At 56.3% G+C, this 21,211-nt stretch carries 16 protein-coding genes; 13 read left to right on the top strand and 3 right to left on the bottom strand.

The window, feature by feature from the left end; translation table 11 throughout:
* Positions 1-35: 35 nt before the first annotated feature.
* Complete coding sequence (locus ACYCZJ_RS02665; RefSeq protein WP_461552674.1) at positions 36-3,611, bottom strand: DUF748 domain-containing protein; 3,576 nt, start codon at positions 3,609-3,611, stop codon at positions 36-38.
* A 266-nt stretch (positions 3,612-3,877) separates the two neighbouring features.
* Here ACYCZJ_RS02665 and ACYCZJ_RS02660 point away from each other — a divergent pair, with 266 nt between their 5' ends.
* The 13 genes from ACYCZJ_RS02660 to ACYCZJ_RS02600 all read left to right on the top strand — a co-directional run bounded on the left by ACYCZJ_RS02660 (position 3,878) and on the right by ACYCZJ_RS02600 (position 19,614).
* Positions 3,878-4,150 (top strand): hypothetical protein, encoded by a 273-nt coding sequence (locus ACYCZJ_RS02660; protein WP_461552673.1) that lies wholly within the window; start codon positions 3,878-3,880, stop codon positions 4,148-4,150.
* Positions 4,151-4,389: 239 nt separating this feature from the next.
* Positions 4,390-5,322 (top strand): efflux RND transporter periplasmic adaptor subunit, encoded by a 933-nt coding sequence (locus tag ACYCZJ_RS02655; RefSeq protein ID WP_461552672.1) that lies wholly within the window; start codon positions 4,390-4,392, stop codon positions 5,320-5,322.
* On the top strand, positions 5,312-6,472 hold the full coding sequence (locus tag ACYCZJ_RS02650) for an efflux RND transporter periplasmic adaptor subunit (RefSeq protein ID WP_461552671.1): 1,161 nt from the start codon (positions 5,312-5,314) through the stop codon (positions 6,470-6,472). The genes ACYCZJ_RS02655 and ACYCZJ_RS02650 overlap by 11 nt, the downstream gene beginning before the upstream one ends.
* A 14-nt stretch (positions 6,473-6,486) precedes the next feature.
* On the top strand, positions 6,487-9,597 hold the full coding sequence (locus ACYCZJ_RS02645) for an efflux RND transporter permease subunit (RefSeq protein WP_461552670.1): 3,111 nt from the start codon (positions 6,487-6,489) through the stop codon (positions 9,595-9,597).
* A 61-nt stretch (positions 9,598-9,658) separates the two neighbouring features.
* The gene (locus tag ACYCZJ_RS02640) at positions 9,659-12,328 is read left to right on the top strand and encodes a GAF domain-containing sensor histidine kinase (protein WP_461552669.1); all 2,670 of its coding nucleotides are present in this window, start codon (positions 9,659-9,661) and stop codon (positions 12,326-12,328) included.
* Entirely contained in the window at positions 12,306-13,679 is a 1,374-nt protein-coding gene (locus ACYCZJ_RS02635; protein WP_461552696.1) for a sigma-54-dependent transcriptional regulator, read from the top strand. The genes ACYCZJ_RS02640 and ACYCZJ_RS02635 overlap by 23 nt, the downstream gene beginning before the upstream one ends.
* Positions 13,680-13,829: 150 nt before the next feature.
* Positions 13,830-14,309 (top strand): DUF302 domain-containing protein, encoded by a 480-nt coding sequence (locus ACYCZJ_RS02630; RefSeq protein WP_461552668.1) that lies wholly within the window; start codon positions 13,830-13,832, stop codon positions 14,307-14,309.
* A 95-nt stretch (positions 14,310-14,404) separates the two neighbouring features.
* Positions 14,405-14,986: a superoxide dismutase family protein gene (locus ACYCZJ_RS02625; protein ID WP_461552667.1), complete on the top strand. Its 582-nt coding sequence runs from the start codon at positions 14,405-14,407 to the stop codon at positions 14,984-14,986.
* Positions 14,987-15,210: 224 nt separating this feature from the next.
* Complete coding sequence (locus ACYCZJ_RS02620) at positions 15,211-15,852, top strand: peroxiredoxin family protein (protein ID WP_461552666.1); 642 nt, start codon at positions 15,211-15,213, stop codon at positions 15,850-15,852.
* Positions 15,853-15,909: 57 nt separating this feature from the next.
* On the top strand, positions 15,910-17,376 hold the full coding sequence (locus ACYCZJ_RS02615; RefSeq protein WP_461552665.1) for a twin-arginine translocation signal domain-containing protein: 1,467 nt from the start codon (positions 15,910-15,912) through the stop codon (positions 17,374-17,376).
* Positions 17,377-17,435: 59 nt separating this feature from the next.
* Complete coding sequence (locus ACYCZJ_RS02610) at positions 17,436-17,909, top strand: hypothetical protein (protein ID WP_461552664.1); 474 nt, start codon at positions 17,436-17,438, stop codon at positions 17,907-17,909.
* Positions 17,910-18,032: 123 nt separating this feature from the next.
* Entirely contained in the window at positions 18,033-18,557 is a 525-nt protein-coding gene (locus tag ACYCZJ_RS02605; RefSeq protein WP_461552663.1) for a pentapeptide repeat-containing protein, read from the top strand.
* A 100-nt stretch (positions 18,558-18,657) separates the two neighbouring features.
* On the top strand, positions 18,658-19,614 hold the full coding sequence (locus ACYCZJ_RS02600) for a hypothetical protein (protein WP_461552662.1): 957 nt from the start codon (positions 18,658-18,660) through the stop codon (positions 19,612-19,614).
* Between the two features lie 233 nt (positions 19,615-19,847).
* Here the strand turns inward: ACYCZJ_RS02600 and ACYCZJ_RS02595 are convergent, their stop codons facing one another.
* Positions 19,848-20,660, bottom strand: a complete 813-nt coding sequence (locus ACYCZJ_RS02595; protein ID WP_461552661.1) for a metal-dependent hydrolase — start codon at positions 20,658-20,660, stop codon at positions 19,848-19,850.
* Positions 20,657-21,166 (bottom strand): dihydrofolate reductase, encoded by a 510-nt coding sequence (locus ACYCZJ_RS02590; protein WP_461552660.1) that lies wholly within the window; start codon positions 21,164-21,166, stop codon positions 20,657-20,659. Before ACYCZJ_RS02590 ends, ACYCZJ_RS02595 begins: the two co-directional genes overlap by 4 nt.
* Positions 21,167-21,211: the final 45 nt, after the last annotated feature.

Genomic DNA, 21,211 nt, shown 5'->3' with positions numbered 1-21,211 from the left:
CTTATGTCTCCATTGGAAATTAACCATCGCGCCTGTTATTTTGGCTGAACCGCCGGACCGGCATGATCGGCCGGCGTCGCGCCGGGCGCCCCGGCCAGCTTGGCGCCCAGGCTCATTTTGGTGTTGATGGCCTGATCCGACAGCGTACCCTGTACCGGCGGCGCTACGCTCAGGTGGTCAGCCGCCACGCCATTAGCCAGCAGCGTTTGCCGTATGGCGTCACCACGCTGCTGCGCCAAGCGCAGCAGCTCGTCCTCCGTCACCGGAATTTGCAGCGTGAGCTGCTCCAGCAGCGCAGCATACAGTGTGCGCCCGTCAGGTTTTGTCTGGCTGAACTCGGTCTTGATGCGTTTGAACAGATCGGGTTTCAGGCGCGATTTCGCCAGCACCAGCACCGCCTGCTGCGCCTTGGGATTGGTTATATCCACCGGGCCTGGCGTTTCGTCAGGAGCCAGTTTCAGTCGCATGCCTTGCGCCACGTCGCGACGTATCCATTGTTCTTCGATGGCGCGGGTGTCGGCGGTGCTGGCGTAGCTGGGTTCCACGGTCAGCGTCAGCGCCGGACGTTTGCTCATGGCCTGCGCCACGGCTTTGAGTTTTTCCAGTTCAGGTGGTGCCAGTGCTGCGCTGCCGGCGTCGAATGCCACCGCCTGCAATTTGTCGGAGCTGATGCCGAGCAGGCTGCCGAGCGCGCGAAACGGCGCGGTGACCAGCTTGGTGAGCACGTTGACGATGGCTTTCCAGACGATGCGGCCATAGCTGAATTGTGGATCGTCGAGGCTGCCGGACACTGGCAGATTGAGGTCGATGACGCCGTTGCTGTCTTCCAGCAGGGCGATGGCCAGATCCAGCGGCAGTTTCATCGCGTCCGGGCTGTCGACGCGCTCGCCCAGGCGCAGTTTGTTCACAATAAACTGGTTTTCACCCGTCAGCTGGCGATTTTTGATCTTGTATTCGAGGTCGACAGAGAGCTTGCCGGATTCGATTTTGCGCCCGGCAAATTTGCCCGAATACGGCGTCAGGCGGTTCATTTCCAGATTGCGGAAAGTCAGCTTCAGATCGGTGAAATCGGTGGCGTGAAACGGCTGCAGCGAGCCACGAATGCGCGCCAAGCCATAGTCGTCCACCTTGCCGTCCAGTTCCACCTGCGACACCGTGGCCGGATTGGTGGAGAGACCGTTGATGACACCGCTGAGCGAATTGATGTTGGTACCAAACTGCGGTGTGAGCGAGAGATCGGCAAATTCCAGGTCGGCGTTGTCGATGCGCACGCGTTCGATACTGACCGGGAAGGTATCTTTGACCGGCTGGACAGGCACCGCTGCAACCGGCTCGACGTGTGGTGCGGCGGGTGCCTGCGCCGCAGATGGCGCGGACGTGGCGGGTGGCGGTGCCGCGCTGCGCATCATGCGCGTCACATTAAGCGTTTTGTCGGGGAAAATGATGATTTTTCCATACGGCTTCACCGCATGCAACGTGCCGATATGCAGGTTGCCGGGCGCGAGTCTGATGGCCAGGTCGTTGCTGGACAGGCGCTGCCAGCCGAGAAATTTGGCCCCGCCTTGTTCTTCGGTGATGTCCAGCCGATCGAGCGCGAAGCCGCCCGTGTATTTCATCGCCAGCACCTTGCCCGGCAGCAGCCTGAGCGTGCCGCCGGTACTGGCGCTGCCGTCATTGAGATTAAGCCGCGCAATGCGGTTGATATAGAGCGCAAACGGCTTCAGTGACAGCGCAGTGAGTTTGAGTTTGAAGTCGCCTTTCAGCGGTTCGGGCGCGAGCGTGCCTTGCGCGTCAAACCGTCCACCCTGTTTCACCTGGAAAGCCGCCTTGACCGGGATGGCTTTGGCCAGATCGAGCGACACGTCGCGTGCCACCACTGCGGCATGTTCGATATCCAGCACGACTGGCCTGCCCTTGGCCCGATCTTCGAAGTGCAGTGCGGCGTCTTCCAGCGCGGCTCGCTGCAGAGCCAGTGTCCAGGCGGGTTTTTCAGCGCTGGCTGTCTCAACGCGCGCTGCCGCTGGTTTCGGGCTGGCTTTGAGCGGCTCGAACATGACTTGCCAGGCCAGCGGCTGGTTGGCCTGATGGATGACTTCAGTGCGCAGGCCGCGGGCGACGATGGCATGCAGCGTGACGGATTGCTTCGCCAGATCGAGCGCGCCGTCTTCGATGCGCACCTGTTGCAGCATGGCGGCGGGCTTGCTATCCAGTGCCGAACTGAGCGTGATAGGCCCGGCGCGGCTGTTAATGGAGCTGAGTACTACGCCGCCACTGGCATTGGAGACGGCGAAATCCAGATTGAATCCGGCCACGTCGGCGCTGAGCGAGTGGCGGAAATGCTGATCGAGATAATGTGCCTGCCAGTCGTGGATCCGCACTGCGCCGATGTTGAATAGGAACGGCGCGCTGGCGCCGGCAGGGGTGGCGGGGAATGGTGCGGGCGGGGCGGATTTGGACGGGGCCGCCAGCACCTGTTGCCAATCGATGAGGCCCTCTGCATTCCGGCGGGCATGGATTTCGCCGCCGTCGAGTGCGACCCGAGCGACCTCGGCGCGGCGTGCTGCAAGGTCAAAATCGATGCCGCTCACGTTGCCTTGCGGCAGGCTCAACAAAGGTTCGCCATGCTGGCTCAAAACCAAGCCATTCAACTGCATGCCGAGCCCCTTGAAACGCAACTGCGTGCCCGGCTGCATGGCAAAGTCGAGACGCGGCAAGTGCACCGCGAACTGCTGTACGCCCAGTTGCGCGGTGCCGTTGGTGAACGTGGCGGCAAAATCCTTGAGGTTGAGCGCGATCTGCGTCAGTACCGCCTGCGGCCGGTCTTTGACCATGGCGAAATTGTAGGTCAGCTGCGTATTGAGCACGCCCGCCGTCGGCGCGAGCGGGAGTTCGATGTGTTTGACCACACGGATGAAGCTGGCGAGCTTTACGCCCTCCAGCGCCACTTCACCCTGCGAGGCAATGGGGTTCAGGCCCACATTGCCGCGCCATTTGAGCGTGCCGCCCTGCTCGGGCAGGCTGCCGGCTATCGAATAGTTGCCACGGTCTTCCGGCAATGTGGAGAGACCGTCGAGTTTCAGATCAAGCGGCAGCAGACTGGCTTTGAAAGGCATGGCGCGATTGCGGTCAGTGTATTCGATGTCACCCTGTTCGATCCGCAGGTGTTCGATCAGCACGCGCGCTAGCGTGTCGGACGGCGGGGTCTTGTCCTTGTTGACGGCGGCAATGAGATCCGCCCAGTTGAGCTTGCCGCCCGGGGCAATGTCGAAACGTGCTTGCGGCGCAGTCAGGCGGATGTCGCGCAACTTCCAGGCGAAACGCAGCAGGCCGCTGGCTTCGAGGTCTACGTGCAGACGTTTGAACCCGGCGAGAGGCGCGCCGCCGGGCTGGGTCAGGCGAAAATCGTCGATGGTGACGGCCAGACGCAAGGGGTCGAAATCCACCCGGCCGACGCTGGCACGGCTGGCGAGCCGGTTTTCCGCCACCCAGGGCAGGAGGCGTTTAGCCAGCGGATCAACGGCAAAATAACCGAGCAACAGATACACCCCAAAAAGGCCTGCACAGATGAGGAAAGGCAAGCCGAGGAAGATTTTTCTGGCATTGATACGCATGACGTCCCGATTGTATTGTTGGCGACAGCGTGGGTGACACACAATACGCCTCTGACGATTACGTTACAGCGTATTTTCTGGCTTGTCATCCGTTGTGAAGCGATTTTCGACCAGGTCAATTACGAAAATCAAACACCCAAAAAATATTTTTCCGGATGTGCGGGAGCGCACGGTGTGTATGGGCTGCGAAGTAGCAAACAGGGGCAACGACCGATGGCGTCAGAACCCCTTGCAATGTCAAATTCAGGTGAGGTCATTAGCGCTGAATGCTCGTCAAACCAGACACGGGGCATGCCCGCGACATTATCACAATCCAATGTAATTCCACAGACTGGAGAAATGCCATGCCGCTAAAGAAAGGGGCAAGCAAAGCAGCTATCAGCAGCAATATCAAGACACTGGTTCATGAGTGGGAAAAGGAAGGGTCGATAGGCAGCCGCCATCCTGCGACGAAGCAAAAAGCGGCCAGGCAGGCCATTGCGATCTCGTTGAAAAAAGCCACGCGGACATTGCAGACCAGCCGCGTCATGGCATCATGAGCAGCGCGTACATGGGTGTGAGATACAGCTCGCCTGCCCCGCATATTTGATGCCCGGTCCCGCACCAGCGAGAAACAATACGCGACCAGTGAAGGCCACCATGCCTAGCGAATATTCTTCAACTGAGCCACCATCAAATTTCGGCGCAGGATGTTCCACTGGCATTCCAATTTGAAACACGGGCGTAAACAGAAACGCCTATTCACTATAAATTCCCTGCAAAATCAGCCGGTAAGAAAATGGCACACCCCTTGCTCAAGGTGATGGCATTGCCCTGCCTGGATTCCATTACGGTATTAACCATGAGTTGGCGCATCTTCTCTTTTTTTATTTTGATTGCATTCGGGACGCTGAACGCCTGGGCGCATTCCGATGCGTCGGTCTTCGGCGCCGCAAGTGCGCCTGCCGTGACTGACGGCCACGATGATCACGATCATGCGGCGCCTGTGCTTTATCCGGCCATGATCGTGATCGACCCACGCCAGGTGGTGAATATCGTGGTCAAGATCAATGCCCGCTTGCGCAATCTCAGAAATCTCTATGTCGGCCAGCGCGTGACGCAAAATCAGATTCTGGGCGATCTGGAAAGTGCAGAGCTTGAAACCGTGCAGCGCACTTACCTGGGCCTCATTACAAATCTGGCCGCAGTGGAGGCATTTTCCATGACGACCAACGAGAAGCTGATTGACGCGCGCATGAGTCTGGCTTGGCGTGGCATGTCGGAAGCGGATATCAAACGGCTGGACGCAACCAAGGAACCGCTCAAGCTCATTGCGCTCAAGGCCCCGGTTGCGGGCTATCTCGCCAGCCTGAATGTAGTCAACGATCAGATCGTCAATGCGGGTGGGCAAAGCGGAGTCTATACCACCACCGGCACCACGGTCGCTACGATCGCCAAACCGGAAGTGGTATATGTCGAAGCGCAAATTCCGCTCGATGATGCAACCCGTATCAAGCCAGGCGGCGCTGCTGGAATTCTGCTGCCAACACCCGATGGCAGGCGCATGACCGTCAAGGCAAAGGTGGCAAGCATATTCGCCTATGTTAACCCGGTCACCCAGCGCAAACGGGTGCGGCTGATCATGACGAACCACCCGGAACGGCTGCCTCTGGTCGAAGGCATGCCGGTGATGGTCCAATTCAACGAAGGGGGCAATACGCATGCCCATTAAACCATGGCGGACCCAGGTGGCCGGCATCGTGGCTTGCCTCATCGCGAGTTGCGCCTGGGGGCATGGCGATGCCTCGCAATTTTCGGCTGCAACCCAGGGGGTTAATGAGCCGCACGAGCTGAGTTTGCCGGGCAATATGAAAGATGATCAGTCTATATTGAGCTTCGCCGAGGCAAAGTCAGGCAATCAGCAGGCGGTGCTGCACACCTATGGTCAAGTCGTGCCGGATGCGAAAGCCGTGCTTGATATCAACGCCTTTGTCAGTGGCCAGGTGCGGCGAGTGTTTGTGCGGGCGGGCGATCTGGTGAGAAAAAGCCAGCCGGTGATTTCAATATTTAATCCGGAATTTATCGCGACGCAAAAAGGCCATCTCCAGCTCCTGAAAAACAACGAAAAACTGGAGGTGCTACGGGAAGAAGGGCGATTACCCGATTACCTCAAGGATGCACGCGAAAACCTGCGCTGGTGGGGCATGACCGATGCACAGATCAAAGCCCTGGTCGACAAAGGCAAGGTGGTTGAGGAAATTCTTCTCCCTGCACCCACTGATGGCTATGTGACTGAGGTGTCGGTTCAGCCAGGCACGTTAATCAATGCCGGCGACAAGACAATGAAAGCTTTCGTGGTGATGGGCCGCTCGGTGGCGCGGATGGTGACGACCAGCGTGCCATACCTGATCGAGGGCTTTCTTTATTTCGACGAGCAGGCCGCGGTGCGCCCCGGCACGGCAGTGGATATTCAGTTGTCCGGCCGCAAAACCCTGCACCGCACCATTAGCCAGGTCGTGCCTGCAATCGACAGCCGCGGCCAACGGGCGCGCTTCCTGGTGCCCCTGGGCCAGGTGCTCCCGGATTTGGAGGTGGGCCAATCGGTGAATTTGAACGTGCATCTTCCGGCTTCTTTCGGGGTATGGGTGCCGCGCAATGCGGTGTTGAGCCAGCAGTTAAGCCCGATCGTGTATGTAAAGCGCAGCTCGCTCAAATATATGCGGCAACCGGTCAGCGTCCTGTCGGAGACCGCTGAGGCGCTGCGCATTACGGGCGTTCCTGCCGGCGCGACAGTTGTTACTGAAGGGAAAATGATGCTGGAAGGGCTTTATCGCATGTCGGCGAATCCGGATGCGCATGCGGGTGGGCATCATGACGACTGAGAGAGGTTAACGGCATGTTTGACTGGATTATCCGCTGGTCTTTGCAAAACCGCCTGGCAGTGTTGTTGCTTTACGGGTTGATTGCAGTGGCTGCGATAGTGGCTGCCGGGCGGATGGCGGTTGATGTGTTTCCGGAATTCGCTCCACCCCAAGTACAAATACAGACCGAGGTGCCGGGTTATTCCGCCGCGGATGTCGAGTCTCTGGTGACGCGGCCGATTGAAGTGTCGGTGCAGGGGGCGCCGTTTATCGACCACGTTCGCTCCAATTCTTCGGTTGGCCTGTCGCGCATCACCATTGTGTTCAAGTGGGGTGTAGACATCTATCGTGCCCGGCAGATTATTCAGGAACGCTTGCAGTTGGCGCAAAGCCAGTTGCCATCCGCCGCGCTGACGCCGCAATTGATGCCGGTGACTTCGGCGGTGAGCTGGCTGCTCAAGTTCGCTCTGGTGGACTGGTCCGGGCAGCCGCGCGATCTCGAGCTCCGTGCGCTGGTGGACTGGGATTTCCGCAATCGCATTCTGGCTCAACCCGGAGTCGCATCGCTGGTCGTGGTGGGCGGTGGAGTCAAGCAATACCAGGTGATGATGGATCCGATCCGCATGCGGAAATTCGGCGTGTCCATTGATGAGGTTGGCCGGGCGGTTCGTGCCGCGAATTCCGTGGCAGCCGGCGGCTTTCTTTACCCGACAAGCGAGGAGGAATATTTTCTGCGTGCCAACGGCCGCGTCAGGAGCTTGCCGGACCTGGGCAACACCCTGGTGGCGATGCGCGAAGGCCAGGCGATACGGCTCGCGGATGTAGCGGATATCCAGTTTGGCAGCGAGATCAAGCGCGGCGATGGCCAGATATACGGCGGGCCGGCCATCATCGCCACCGCGTCCAAGCTTTGGGGAGCCGATACGCTGGACACCACGCACCGCGTCGAGAAAGTACTGTCCCAACTTGGCGCCAGCCTGCCAAAGGATGTGCAGCTGATTCCCAATGTCTTCCGGCAGGCAAACTTTATCAAGTCTTCGATCACTAATTTAAAAGATGCATTGATCCATTCATCCATCATCGTTGCCTTGGTACTGTTGCTGTTTCTGTTTCGTTGGCGGCCTACTGTCATTAGCCTGATTGCCATTCCTGCCTCGCTGCTTGCCGCCATTCTCGTATTGTGGGCGTTCGATGCCAGCATCAACGCGTTGACCCTTGGCGGCCTGGTGTTTGCCATCGGCGAGGTGGTCGACGATGCAATTATCGACGTGGAAAATATCTTGCGCCGCTTGCGCGAGAACAAGATAGCCGCAAACCCTCTTCCTGCCCTGGAAATTGTTTATGAGGGGTCACGCGAGATTCGCAACTCGGTGGTGTTTGCCACGTTTATCATCATCGTCACGTTCATGCCGGTATTTTTTCTCGATGGAATCGAAGGGCGCATTTTCCGTCCGCTCGCGATTTCCTATATCACCGCGATAGGCAGCTCGCTACTGGTGGCGATCACGCTGGTTCCGGTGTTGTGCTATTACCTGATGGGGCGTGGCCAAACCCAGCTATCATTCAATCTGAGCCCGGTCTCGGAACGCGTGCTGCGCTGGTATCGCGTATTTCTGGCACGCTGGCTTGGCCGCCCAGTGCCCGTCATGGGCGCGTTTCTGATTTTGCTGCTGGGTGCCGCCTTGCTGGTGCCCGGGCTAGGCCGTTCATTTATCCCGGCATTTCACGAAGGTAATCTGGTGGTGGCGACGACCTTGATGCCTGGCACCTCGCTAGAGGAAAATCTGCGCGTGGGCCGGCAGATTCAGGATTCCATCGGCGCCATGCCGGAAATCGCCAGTTTTGCCCAGCGTGCCGGGCGCTCGCGCCTGGACGAGGATGCGCAGCCGGTCAATTTCAGCGAGTTTGACATTACCCTGAAACCCGGCGTGGACAATGTGGCCGGGGTGATGCACACGATTCGCGAGAAACTGGCGCAAATCCCCGGCATGTCGGCCAATGTTTCACAATTCATCAGCCACCGCATGTCGGAAATTTTCTCCGGGGTACGCTCGCAAGTCGTGGTCAAGATTTATGGCCAGGATTTTAGCGTGCTGCAGCAAAAGCAGCAGCAGATTTATGCAGCGGTCAAGACGGTGCCAGGTATCGTCGATTTGCAAATGGAGCCGATGATTATGGTGCCGGGTGTGGATATCCGCGTGAGGCGCGAGGCGGCTGCAGCTTATGGTTTCACACCCGATGCCGTGGTGACGCAAGTGAGCCAGGCCTTGAACGGGATCGCAGTATCCCGCGTGCTGGAGCAGGATCGCTCCTTCGACATTTTTTTGCGCGTGAATAAAGCCGCACGCAGCAATTTGCAGGTTATGGGTGAATTGCCGCTGATCAGCCCGAGCGGTAACGCTGTACCCTTGCGTGAGGTCGCACAACTGGCCGGAGTGAAAGAACCCTATATGATTAACCGCGACAGTGGAGCGCGCCGCGCCGTGGTGCAATGGAATATTTCGGGCCGCGATCTGAACAGCGTGGTCAATGACGCCACGGAACGGATCAAGCAGCAAGTCAAATTGCCGCCGGGCTATTCGCTGGAAGTGGGCGGTGACTATGAAGGGCAGCAGCGGGCTCTACGCTCCCTGCTTATTTCATCCTCCGCAGCACTGGTGCTGATTGCAATCATCATGTATCAGGCTTTCCGGCGCTGGTCACTGGTGCTGCTGGTCCTGCTGAATCTGCCGCTGGCGCTGATCGGCGGGGTATTCGCCTTGGCTATCGCCGGAGAAACAATCAACGTTTCCTCCTTGATCGGAATGATTGCATTATTCGGCATAGCCACACGCAATAGCCTGTTGCTGATTTCCCGCCTTCAGTTCCTGGCACGCCAGGGAGTGCTGACAGACATGGCTCAAGTCGCCCTGCAGGGCGCGACAGACCGGCTCTTGCCAATTTTGATGACTGCTTTTACCGCTGCATTGGCAGTCATTCCGCTCGTTATTGGTGATCCGACAGGGAAAGAATTGGAGCGCCCTCTTGCGATCGTTTTGCTCGGTGGTATGCTAAGTTCAACGCTGCTGAATTTGATCGTGATGCCGACCTTGTTTACCTGGATGGCGCGGCGTTGGCCGCAGCGTTTTACACCGGCTCAATCTTAGTGGGTCGTTGCCAAGCGGGAACAGAGCATACGTAAGTAAGTATGTATATCCGGTATGGTTTATGTTGATTAATACAATCCGTTATGCGCCACTAGTGATCAAAAAAATGGCAGCCGGGTATCGTCTGCGTCGCAGGCCGCTTGAGCTAGGGCTTGGTATTTGGGTCGCCTTGTTGATGGCATTGCCGGTAGTGATTGCCCGTAATATCAGTCCGGCGGTGCTCAATACCATCTATATCGAACCCAAGGCGCATGCGCTGATCGAGGCGTTTTGCGGGTTCGTCGCTTGTTTGATTGCTTGCTTAATTACTGCGGTGGCGATGCGGCGACGTGAACGTGGACTATGGTTGTTTTCGATCGCGTTTTTTGCCATGGCCATCCTCGATACCATACATGCCTTCACAAATCCGATGCACGCGCGTGAAGCCTTCGTCGCGTTCCATACATCCTCCACCTTGGCCGGGAGCATCTTCATCACGCTGGGCTTGCTGCAACAAGTAATGCGCGGCCCCAGGCTGACTGCGAAAGACTTCATAACGATTGCAGGCGGTCTGGCACTAATGTCGGCCATGGCAGTGCTATACAGGTCTGCGCTTCCCTGGTTCGCCGGGCACGAACAGTTAGGCATTTATCAGTTCTCCGGTTTTGCGCACTCCGCACATGGCTTGGCTGCGCTGCTGTACTCCTTTTCCGCATTGCTGCTGTACCAGCTTTACCGCAGCAACGGCCAGGTGCTCATGCTGGTAGTGGGAAGTTTTTTGGTGCTGTTCGCTCAAAGCGCGCTGCTGTTCAGCTTTTCCCAAATGTGGGATTTTCCATGGTGGCTCTGGCATGGCGCCAAAGTCATGTTCTATTTAGGGATACTTATCAGTATCACGGTGGGATTTCTGTTGGCGCTGGATGGGATGCGGCGCTCCCAGGCCACAATTCTCCGTGCAAATGCACGGATCAAACGCTCGCAGCGCAAAATACAAAAAGTCAATCGCGCACTTCATGTGCGCAACCGGATGGTATTCGAGGCAATTGGCACGCTTGATGTTCCTCACGCGATTGAAGTGTTGAGCCGTGCAATGAGGGAGCAGATAGAATTTGATACGTACGAGCTGGTTCTGCTGGTGCCGGAGGACCGGGTGGCCGAGTTGGCACGCAGTGCGCAATTTGTTGGCGCAAGGCACCTGATCCGGGTGGAGGCGGAACACAATACTTCTCAGCTAACAAACACATGCACGGATGAACTGGTCTGGCTTTGCGTTGATGCGACCAGTCATGCAAGCTGGATTTGCCTTGATCTCGTGGCGCATGGCAAACGATTTGGCTATATGAGGTTTTTGGGCGTGTCACCCGAGACCTTTGCCACGTCGCACCCCGAACTGAGCATATTGGCCTCAGAAGCCGCGCCGATTATCGATAATGCCCTGCTCTACCTGGAGCGCCAGCAGGAAGGTGCATTTCGGGCCGCGTTATTGCGCGTCTCCACCATGCTTACCTCAACACTGGATTTGAGCACTGTACTGGCAGCAGTATGCCGGGAAAGCGCAGCGCTGCTCGATGCCGATGGCGCCACGGTGTGGTTGCCCACACCGGATGGAGAGGGATTTAGCAGGGCAGCGCGCTGGTTCATGACGGACCAGACTGACCCCTCCTGTGAACATGCCGAAGCCTGGTGCCAGGATGGCAGGCTCTGTACCCAATTGCTGGCAAAGATCAATGGCCAGTTCCATCCTAGAGCGTGGATAGTGGGATCGGAAGGCGCGATGGATATCTTGCATGCAGACCCCAAACGGGACAAGGCAGTTGGCTTATTTCCGCTGGTAGACGAAGATTGTCTGATCGGCGTAATGATGCTGGTGCGTGATGCAATGGTGCCGTTCAGCGAGATAACACTCTCCAAGGGCGAGTTGCTGGCGGGACAGGTGCGAATCGCCATTAGCAATGCGAGCAGTTATCGCAAACTCTCCGAAATCAATCAACAGTTGCTATTGGCCGAAGCAACGAAAATCCGCAACGAGCGGCTTGCCGCCTTGGGTCAGATGGCGGCGTCTGTGGCACACGAAGTGAGAAACCCCTTGAGTGCAATTGCTAACTGTGTGTCAGTGCTGAAAGCCGGTTACTGGTCAGGAAGCAAGGCCGATCAAGCATTGGAGATTATTGAGGATGGGGTATTGCGCCTCGACAATCTCACACGGGATTTTCTGACTTTTGGCAAGCCGCGTCCTGCGATGCTTGGTCCGGTCGCTGTGGATGTGCTGTTGCATAAGGTATGTGGTGCGCTGGAGCATCATATCGCGCGCGAGGAATTGCCGATTCAGATTGAAGTAGCCATACGTAACGCACCGTGCGTGGTGATGATGGATGCTGGTGGATTGGAAATGGTGCTGTGGAATCTGCTCTTGAATGCGGTGCAGGCGATCCCCGGGCGAGGCCGAATCAAAGCAAGCCTCAGCTTCCGCCCGCACTATCTTTTCTTTGCCATCACCGATACGGGCAAAGGTATTTCCATGGAGGGACGCGAGCGGATCTTTGAACCTTTTTACTCCCAACGCTCGCATGGTGCCGGCTTGGGATTAGCTATCGTGCAGCGTTTCGTGCAGGACTGGCAAGGTCGTATACGGATTCTGAGTGCGCTGGGTTATGGAACATCATTCATTTTAATGATACCCAAGCCGAGGCACCCTGAATCGGATATGCCAATAGAGTATCCAATTGACTATGCGAATATTGCTGGTCGATGATCAACGCAGCCTGCGCCGGAGTCTGGCGCTGATGCTGCAAAATGCTGGCTATGACACAGCCGATGCCGCGAGCGGCAAGGATGCCTTGGAACTGTTGGCTGGCGGGCCGTTTGATTTGGTGATTACCGATTTGCGTATGGAAGGTATGTCGGGTATCGCTTTGCTGCAGGAAATCAAACGCTCCAAACCAGGGCTCCCGGTGATACTGATTACTGCTTATGGCAGCATCGAAACCGCAGTGGATGCGATGCGGCTGGGCGCATTCGATTATCTGACCAAGCCATTCAGTGAACGCGATATTCTCGACAAGATCCACGCCAGCCAAGCACTCCAAGTATTCGTGCCGATCCCTGGACAGATGCCAGCCGCTGGTAATCGACAGATCAAGACAGACATTGTGGCCACGACGCCACAAATGCGCGCATTGTTAATCAAAATTGATCGGCTTGCATATACTGATATCAGCGTGTTAATTACCGGCGAAACAGGTACTGGAAAGACCAAAATAGCCCGCCTGATCCATGAACATAGCCGTCGCAGCGACGAACCCTTTGTCAGTATTAATTGTGCAAGCGTACCCGAACAATTGCTGGAGAGTGAGTTGTTCGGCCATGTACGCGGTAGTTTCACCGGGGCCACTGATTCGCGTGTCGGCCTTTTCGAGGAGGCGGATCAAGGCACGATCTTTCTTGACGAGATCGACACGCTCTCGCCTGCGATGCAGGCGAAGCTGCTGAGCGTGCTGCAAGACCGGCAACTGCGCCGGGTAGGATCGAACAAGCCGAAGACGGTGGACGTGCGGGTGATTTCCGCTTCCAACCAGGACCTGGGCGATCTGATCGATCGCGGGCATTTCCGTTCCGATCTCTATTTCAGAATAAACGGCATACGCCTGCAATTACCGCCCTTGCGCGACCGGCAGGAGGATTTGCGGTTACTGCTGGACTCTTTTCTCCTGCGCTACGAGATCAAATACGGGCGTCAGAGTTTGCATATCACTCCGGACGCGCTGACACACATCATGGCTTACCCTTATCCGGGCAATGTCCGGCAACTTGAGAATTTTGTGGAGCAAATGGTGGTATTTGCCGATGAAGCCGGAGCGATCAATCTCGATACGCTACCCGAGGATCTGCTGCAATACCATCCTCATGCGATGGAGGGCGCCGTTCCGTCCGAACCGGCTGTGAGCGGTACGCTGGCCGGCTCCGAGCGGGTACTTATAGAAAATGCCCTGCGTAAACATGCGCATCTCTCGGATGTCGCACGCGAGCTGGGCATCGGGCGCACCACGCTCTGGCGAAAAATACGCGATTACAACCTTACCCGTTCCGGAGCGGATATAAAATAAAACGCGACGCCCGATTCCGTCCGGCGACAGCCACATCCACGCTGGCACATCCATTGCTTTTCTGGAGCAGACATCCTGTTCCCGGAAAGGCATATCCAGATGAAACATCTTCTTACCAGGCTCTTTTCCTGGCGGCATGCAATACGTGCAATGCTGCTGGTTCTCTGCAGCGCATTGATCGTCCCTGCCGCTGTCGCAGATGATGACAGCCAAATAGTTACCACCCGTATCAAGTACCAGGTACAAGTCAAAGACTCGCTGGAGTCGGTCAAGCAAACCCTGATTTCCTCGCTTGAAGCCAGGAATTACATGATCATCAATGTGCTAAACGTCCAGGAAGCCCTGCAAACAAGGGGGATTACGACCGGGAAAGTACAACTTATCGAGTTTTGCAATCTGGTTAAGGCCTATGACGTGACGCGCACCACGCATGAGTTCGAACTCTTCGCACCATGCCGCTTTGCTTTATTCGAAGACAACGGCACAACCACCGTGATGGTGCTGCGCCCGTCGTTCATCGAAACAGCGCTGCCCAAGGAAACGCTGAGCAAGAAAGGAAAGGCGGTGCTACGCGCGTTCGACCGGGATATGCGCGACATTTTGACCGCCCTGGCACGGGGTGATTTTTAAATGGCGGCGTTTCATTCTGAACCGGATTTGAAACATAACGAAACAGCTTCCCCACGCACAACCTGATAAATCACACTTCTCGATAAGGATCCTCCATGAAAAATTGTTTTGTATTGCAGCGGCCCTGGCTACCCCTGGCATTACCGATTGCTGCAACTTTGGCTATTGCCGCAACGGTACTGCTATTCGATTCTCCTTCCGTCCAGGCCCGCGAGAATATGGATTCCGTCACCGCCGAACTGCAAGCCAAGTCCGGCAGCAAAGTTGAAGGGACGCTGAAATTCATGGAGCATGAATCCAGGGTCCGGATTACCGGGCAGGTACGCGGGCTTACACCGGGCAAGCATGGCATACACATTCATGCCAACGGCAATTGCGATGCGCCCGACGCACTGAGCGCCGGCGGCCACTTCAGCCCCTATGGCGGACGCCACAACGCCCCGGCAAGCAATGACCGCCACCTGGGCGATTTAGGCAATATTGTCGCGGGCGCCGATGGCGTCGCGAATGTGGATATCGTAACCAACGGGGTGACCCTGGCATTGATGGGTGCCCACTCCATCATCGATCGTGCAATCGTTATTCACGCCAACGAGGATGATTTTTCAGAGCCTGCCGGCAATTCGGGAGCACGTATCGCTTGCGGCCTTATAGACCAAAGCATGATGCGCATGTGAGCCCCGTTTTCAACTCATGGGATATTGTTTCACCTCGAAACAAATCGCTGCCTTATTCCTCCAAACCAAGCTTGATGATGTTCCAATACATTGTTTCATATTAGAAATAATATATGGCATATGACTTGCTTTGTAATGGGCATGCGGCAATTTGCCACATGCAAAGCCCGGATATCTGACCAGAGATATTCGTGACATGTTTACATTATAAAGGAGGAGATTTGATGAACAGCGATATTCAAGTACATCGCCCAGCCTGGCTGGGCTCGCCGCAGTGTCGAATAGTGGCCGCTCTGGGAATGCTCGGCTTGACCGTCTGCCTGGCGCTCCCGGCTTATGCGGACAGCAAGGATGGCACTTTCCCCAGCGCGGACCAGGTCGGCGGACAGGTTTATCGCGATCCCCTCAAAACCGGTTCAGCCCTTCCTACTGATTTCGAAGCCTACGATGCCAAAGGCAATAAAGTGGATTTTGCTGATGTGATCAAAGGCAAGCGCTCGCTGGTAGTGTTTTTCATATCGGCTGCGCCGGTTTCGGTTAAAGAGCTGAAGCGAATACAAGATTTTGTCGACAAGAATGAGCCGAAATTAAATTTGGTTTTCGTTAATGCCGATACGGTCGGCGTCGCCCTGGAAGGCGGGCCTAAGCAAGCTATCGCGGCAACTACCCGCACCGTGCGTTTGATCGCCATGGAACACTCCCTCAAGCACCCGATGTACGTCGCTCCGAACGATGCATTGAGCGCGAATGGATTATCGAACCGCCTTAGCTTCAGGGGCTTGCCGACCACATTTCTGCTAAGCGGCAAAGGAACCATCGAGAAGATATTCGTGGGCCCGCAGAACTGGAAAAAAAGCGACCTTTAAACCTCTCAGTTGAGTTTGTGACATGCAGCTTGACGATTAATTCAGGAGTAATACCAGATGCCTATCTCTAGACGCGATTTTATGAAAGGTTCCCTCGCCGCCGGCCTTGCGGGCGTAGGCGGTATGTTAAATAGCAATTCCAGCCTGGCTGCGAGACATGATTTCACCGGCGAGCCACTACACGAGTTTTTCAAGAAATTCGAAGGCAACGTCATTCTCCTACCGGGGAAATACAGCGGAACAGTACAAGCCATGGATCTTGCCGGGCCCGAAACGCTGGCTTGGTACAACTATGGCTTGACGGGAGTAAACATGCCCATTCCCCACCATATTGCCGCGCTGCCTTCGGCAGACCCCTACAAGGGCTTTGATTTCTATCAAACCATGCAGCCGCCAATGTCGCCCTACGTTAACGAAAACTCGCCCGAATGGCGGGATCGCGGCGACTTCAAGATGTTCAAAATGCGCTATGACGGCAGCGGCAAGCAGAACTCCATCCATCTCGTTAACGATATCGCGGCAACCACCGGTCTCGCGCTGGGCGTGCACGTTTCGATCGGTGTAGGTGAAAACGCCCACAAGTACGTGGCTTTTGCGGACGGCCAGAAAGACATGGTGCTGATCACCACCCTTGACGACAATCCAAAGATCATCAAAGCGTTCCGCGCTGACTATGACCCGGTTGCGCGCCAGTTAAATGTCAGCCATGTTTTTCCTGATCCGGCGACCGGCAAGTTCGATTTTCAGGGCCGTAAAGGCATGAAAACATCGCATGAAGCAATGCTGGGTGAAGAGCTGATGCCGGCTGACCCGACTGCTGTGTTTGTGGACGCATTCACCTGGCATCCAACGCTGCCGTTTGGCGCGATCCTGATACGCCGGCTGGGGTGTTGCGCCATCGTCGATACACGCACCTGGGAAGTCGTCACGCTGTTGTCTACCGCCAAGGGTGCGCCGGACAATTTCCCACTGGTGAAGCAGCAAGGCTTTAAATGGACTTTCTCGGTACCATCGGTCCTCACGCCTTTGCATGAGGCGGGCTTCATCCCCAGCGGCGAGTACTTCCTCGCCTGCAACAACGTGCTGCAGAACAACATAGCCGCCTACCGTTCCACCGACCCGAATCCTCTCAAATGGACAAAAACGGCATTCGTGGAAGGCTTTGGTAACAAGTATCTGCCCTTGCATATGGGCAATGTGCCTGATTCCCGCTGGGCATTTTTCACCATGTGGGCGCGCAAGCCCAATAACGGCTACATCTGCAAGGTCGATACAAAAACCTGGAAAGTAGTGGCGAAATGGGATACTGGCCCCGATCCTCACACATGCGATTGCACAGTAGACGGTAAATACATGACTACCGTTTACAGCGGCAACCAGTCCGGACAGTCCGGGCTGGTGGTGATCAATGTGGACACGGACAAGATCGAGGCACGTTTGCCCAGCCCGGGCGGCCACCATGATCACGTAGTGGTGCCAAAAGACTGGGAAGGCATGAAATCGTCGCGCAGCACCTCTGTTTAGTTGTCCCCTCGTGCCGTCGCGGAATCTGGCGGCGGCACATTTTTTTTTCGGAGTGAGATATGTTTACACAATCAACAAAGGCCAACCCCGATCATCACTCTCAATGGCTCCTCCAGCGTTACCTGCATGGCCTGGTATTGCTTATCGGTTTGACCCTGGTGAGCCTGCCGTTACCGGCGCCGGCCCACAGCAACGAATATCTGGATACCATCAAGGGAGATCATGGTGGCAAGCTACGTATGGCGGAGCAATACCATTTCGAAATGCTGCTGGCAAATGGCGAGGTGCATATGTGGGTCACCGATCACGCCGACCGGCCACAGTCAACCATGGGTGCGGCAGGCAACGTGAAACTGGTTACGGATACGGGCATCGTGGCAGTGAAACTTACGCCCAGCGGCGCCAACAGCCTCGTTGGGAAAAACTCCAGGATTCAGCCGGCGGGCCTGATGAGAGCGGTTGCTACCGTGACTATGAAAGGACAGAAACCATTACAGATACACTTTCAGTTCGATAATGCGGTCAAAAAATAAGAATGGCTCCGTCAAGAAATTGATATGAAGCGCTTCCGTATAACCCTTGGATTTATGCTGTTGTTGCTGACACCAGGAGTATGTGCCGCAGATGATGCTTCCAGGTCAAGCCCAGCCGCACGCTTGCTGCGTAGCAATGCCTGCCCCAGGTGCGATTTGGCCCAGGTGAATCTGGCTGGCAAGAATCTCATCGGAGCCAACTTGTCAGGCGCCAACCTGAGCGGCGCGGATTTATCCGGCACCATGTTGATTGGTGCCGACGTCCATGATGCCATTCTCACCGGCGCCAATTTATTACACGCCAACATCAGCGGTGCCAATTTCGAAGGAAGCCAGCTTGCCAGGGCGCAACTGGATGATGCGATGGCGAGCCGCACCAATTTGCGGCTAGTGACGGCTGCGGGTGCAAGCTTTCGTCGCGCAAAACTCGAATATGTGAATTTCGAAGGGGCAGATTTGAAGGGCGCCACCTTCGAGCAGGCGGATCTCTATGAAGTGAAGTTTCATTTCGCAGAGCTCGAAAACGTAAGCTTCGAGGGCGCGGATTTGAGTGCCGCCGATTTTTCCGATGTAAATATGACGGCTGTACGCACTGATACCCAGACCACCTGCCCTGCTTTCCTTGCGGGCCCATGTAGCTGGAAATAAGGATCTTCAGTGTCAAATACATACAGCATACAAGAAACCCGGCGGAACTGCAGTTGGATCAGATCAACTGTGACAGACATCCAAATTACAGGAAGCGAAAATGTCTGCTAATCGTACGATCTTGATGCTTTGTGGAGTTGTTTTGCTACCGATCGGTGCGGCCAATGCCAGCTGCGGCGCTGCATTCTGTACACTCAACAGCGACTGGGGAATCCAGGGGACATGGGAACACAGCGGGACGCGGCTCGACCTGCGCTACGAATGGGTGCGCCAGGATCAGCTGCGTGCGGGCACAGCAAAAGTCCCGGCTGCGGGCATTGCGGAGACACATGACGAAGTTAAAACCTTCAACCGCAATACCATAGTCACCCTGGACCACAGCCTGGGTCCGGACTGGGGATTAACGCTGCGCGTGCCGGTAGTCGCGCGCAAGCATGAGCATATCTACAATGACCCGATCAATGGCGCGCAGCCGGAAACCTGGAAGTTTTCCGCGCTGGGCGATATGCAGCTGCTCGGGATGTATCGTCTTGATCCCGGTTACACGTCGCCGGCCAGCGCCGGATTGCGCTTTGGCGTGAAACTGCCGACCGGCAGCATTGCCCAACGCAACGCCGACGGCGAACCGGCGGAGCGCAGCCTGCAGCCCGGCAGCGGCAGCACCGACCTCGTGGCGGGTGCATTTTATGGCGCACCCGGCGCGCCGGGCGGCAACTGGTTTAGCCAGATTCAGTGGCAACACGCAGTCGCGATCCGCGACAATTATCGGCCCGGCGATACGGTGAGCCTGGATTCCGGTTATGCGCACGCGCTGACAGCCAGTTTGCAAGGTTTGCTTCAGCTTAACCTGCACTGGAAAGACCATGATCGCGGCAGCAACGCGGAGCCGGCTGACTCAGGTGGCGAATATGCGCACATCAGTCCCGGGCTGGCATTTGCTGTAAGCAAAGACATGCGCCTGTATGGTTTTGTACAAATACCCGTTTATCAGTCGGTGAATGGTACCCAGCTCACCGCAGACTGGACGGCTGCGGCAGGGGTGAATGTGCGCTTCTAACAGGGTGTTGAAAAACGTAGCGAGATGTATCCCTGGCAACGCGTAAACCAACCAGAAAGGCTGAGTTTCATGAAGTAAATGGCGAACGCTGAATGCCGCGCAACCGGCATTGACCGCCGAGAAGAAGTCAGCAGGGGACATGGTAGCTACAGCCAGTAAAATCTATTCACAGTGATTCCTGATATCCATAAAACCGCCTGGTTTACCAGGTGGCTTTATGGATATTTCAGAAATCAGAGCTTGATCATTTCATCCGGCTTCATCACCACCAGCTTGGCCTTCACGCCCTGCCTGATCAGCGCGGCCTTGAATTCTGCCGGTGTGCCGTCCAGTACCGGGAAGGTGCCGTAGTGCATGGGCACCACCATCAGCGGTCCAACCATTTTGGTTGCCAGCGCTGCGCGGTCCGGGCCCATGGTGAAATGGCCGCCGATGCATGCCAGCATCACGTCCACTTTATGAAAGCGCGGGATCAGCGTCATGTCGTTGAATACGTCGGTATCCCCGGTGTGATAGATTACCGGGCCGTTCTTGATGCTGATCAGGAATCCGCCCGGGTTGCCGCCGTCGTGGATATCCTTGCCGTTTTCATCCATCACGGTGGAGCTGTGGATGGCCGGTATAAAGGCCACTTTCACCTCGCCACCGAGCAGGGTGAGTTCGCCGCCGAAATTACCCTGGGTGTCCAGACCTGCCTGCGCTTTGGGGAATCCGCCATAGGTAACCAGCGCGTTGCCCAGATCAAACGTGCTGACCAGGTGCGCGCCGGTTTTTTTGGCAATCGCCACCGCATCGCCGACATGATCGAAATGGCCGTGACTGATCAGGATCAGGTCAACATGCGTAAGCCCCGCCAGATCGGCTTTGCCGTTTTTATTGGCGGGATTGGTGATCCACGGATCGATCAGCAGTATCTTGCCGCTCGGCGTGGTGATCTTGAATGCGGAATGACCGTACCAGGTCAGCTCGGTTTGTCCGGCCCATGCAGCGTTTACTCCAAAAACCATACTGAATATAAAAATTACCAATACTTTGATTGCTTTCATTTTGACGTCTCCTTACGTTGATACACCACGAAATCGTAGTCCAATGCGCTGGCCTCATCGTAGCGCGGATCACGGCTGAACTCTTCCCATCCGTCGCGTTCGAATTCGGGAAACCAGGCATCGCCGGCGAATTCGGCGTGTATCTCGGTCAGATAAAGCCGGTCTGCCAGCGGTAATGCCTGTTCGTAGAGTTGCGCACCGCCGATAAAGAATACCTCGGTGTCATTGGCACAGGCGACCAGCGCTTCCGCGATGGAGTTCGCTACCAGGCAGCCGTCTGACGCAGTGTAGGCAGAACGCGAAATGATCACGGTGGTACGCCCCGGCAACGGACGCCCGATGGATTCAAAAGTCTTGCGCCCCATCAATATATGATGCCCCATGGTGAGCGCCTTGAAGTGCTTGAGCTCTTCCGGCAAACGCCACGGCAGCGTATTGTGAATACCGATGACGCGATTTTTCGCCAGCGCGGCGATGAGCGCAATGCGAGGCTTGGGATGCGGCATGTTTTCTCCTGGTTTCGGTGCATTATATCCAGCCTGCGGCAGTAA

The organism is Sulfuriferula sp. (assembly GCF_054605375.1).
This window is presented reverse-complemented; position numbering and strand designations above follow the sequence as displayed.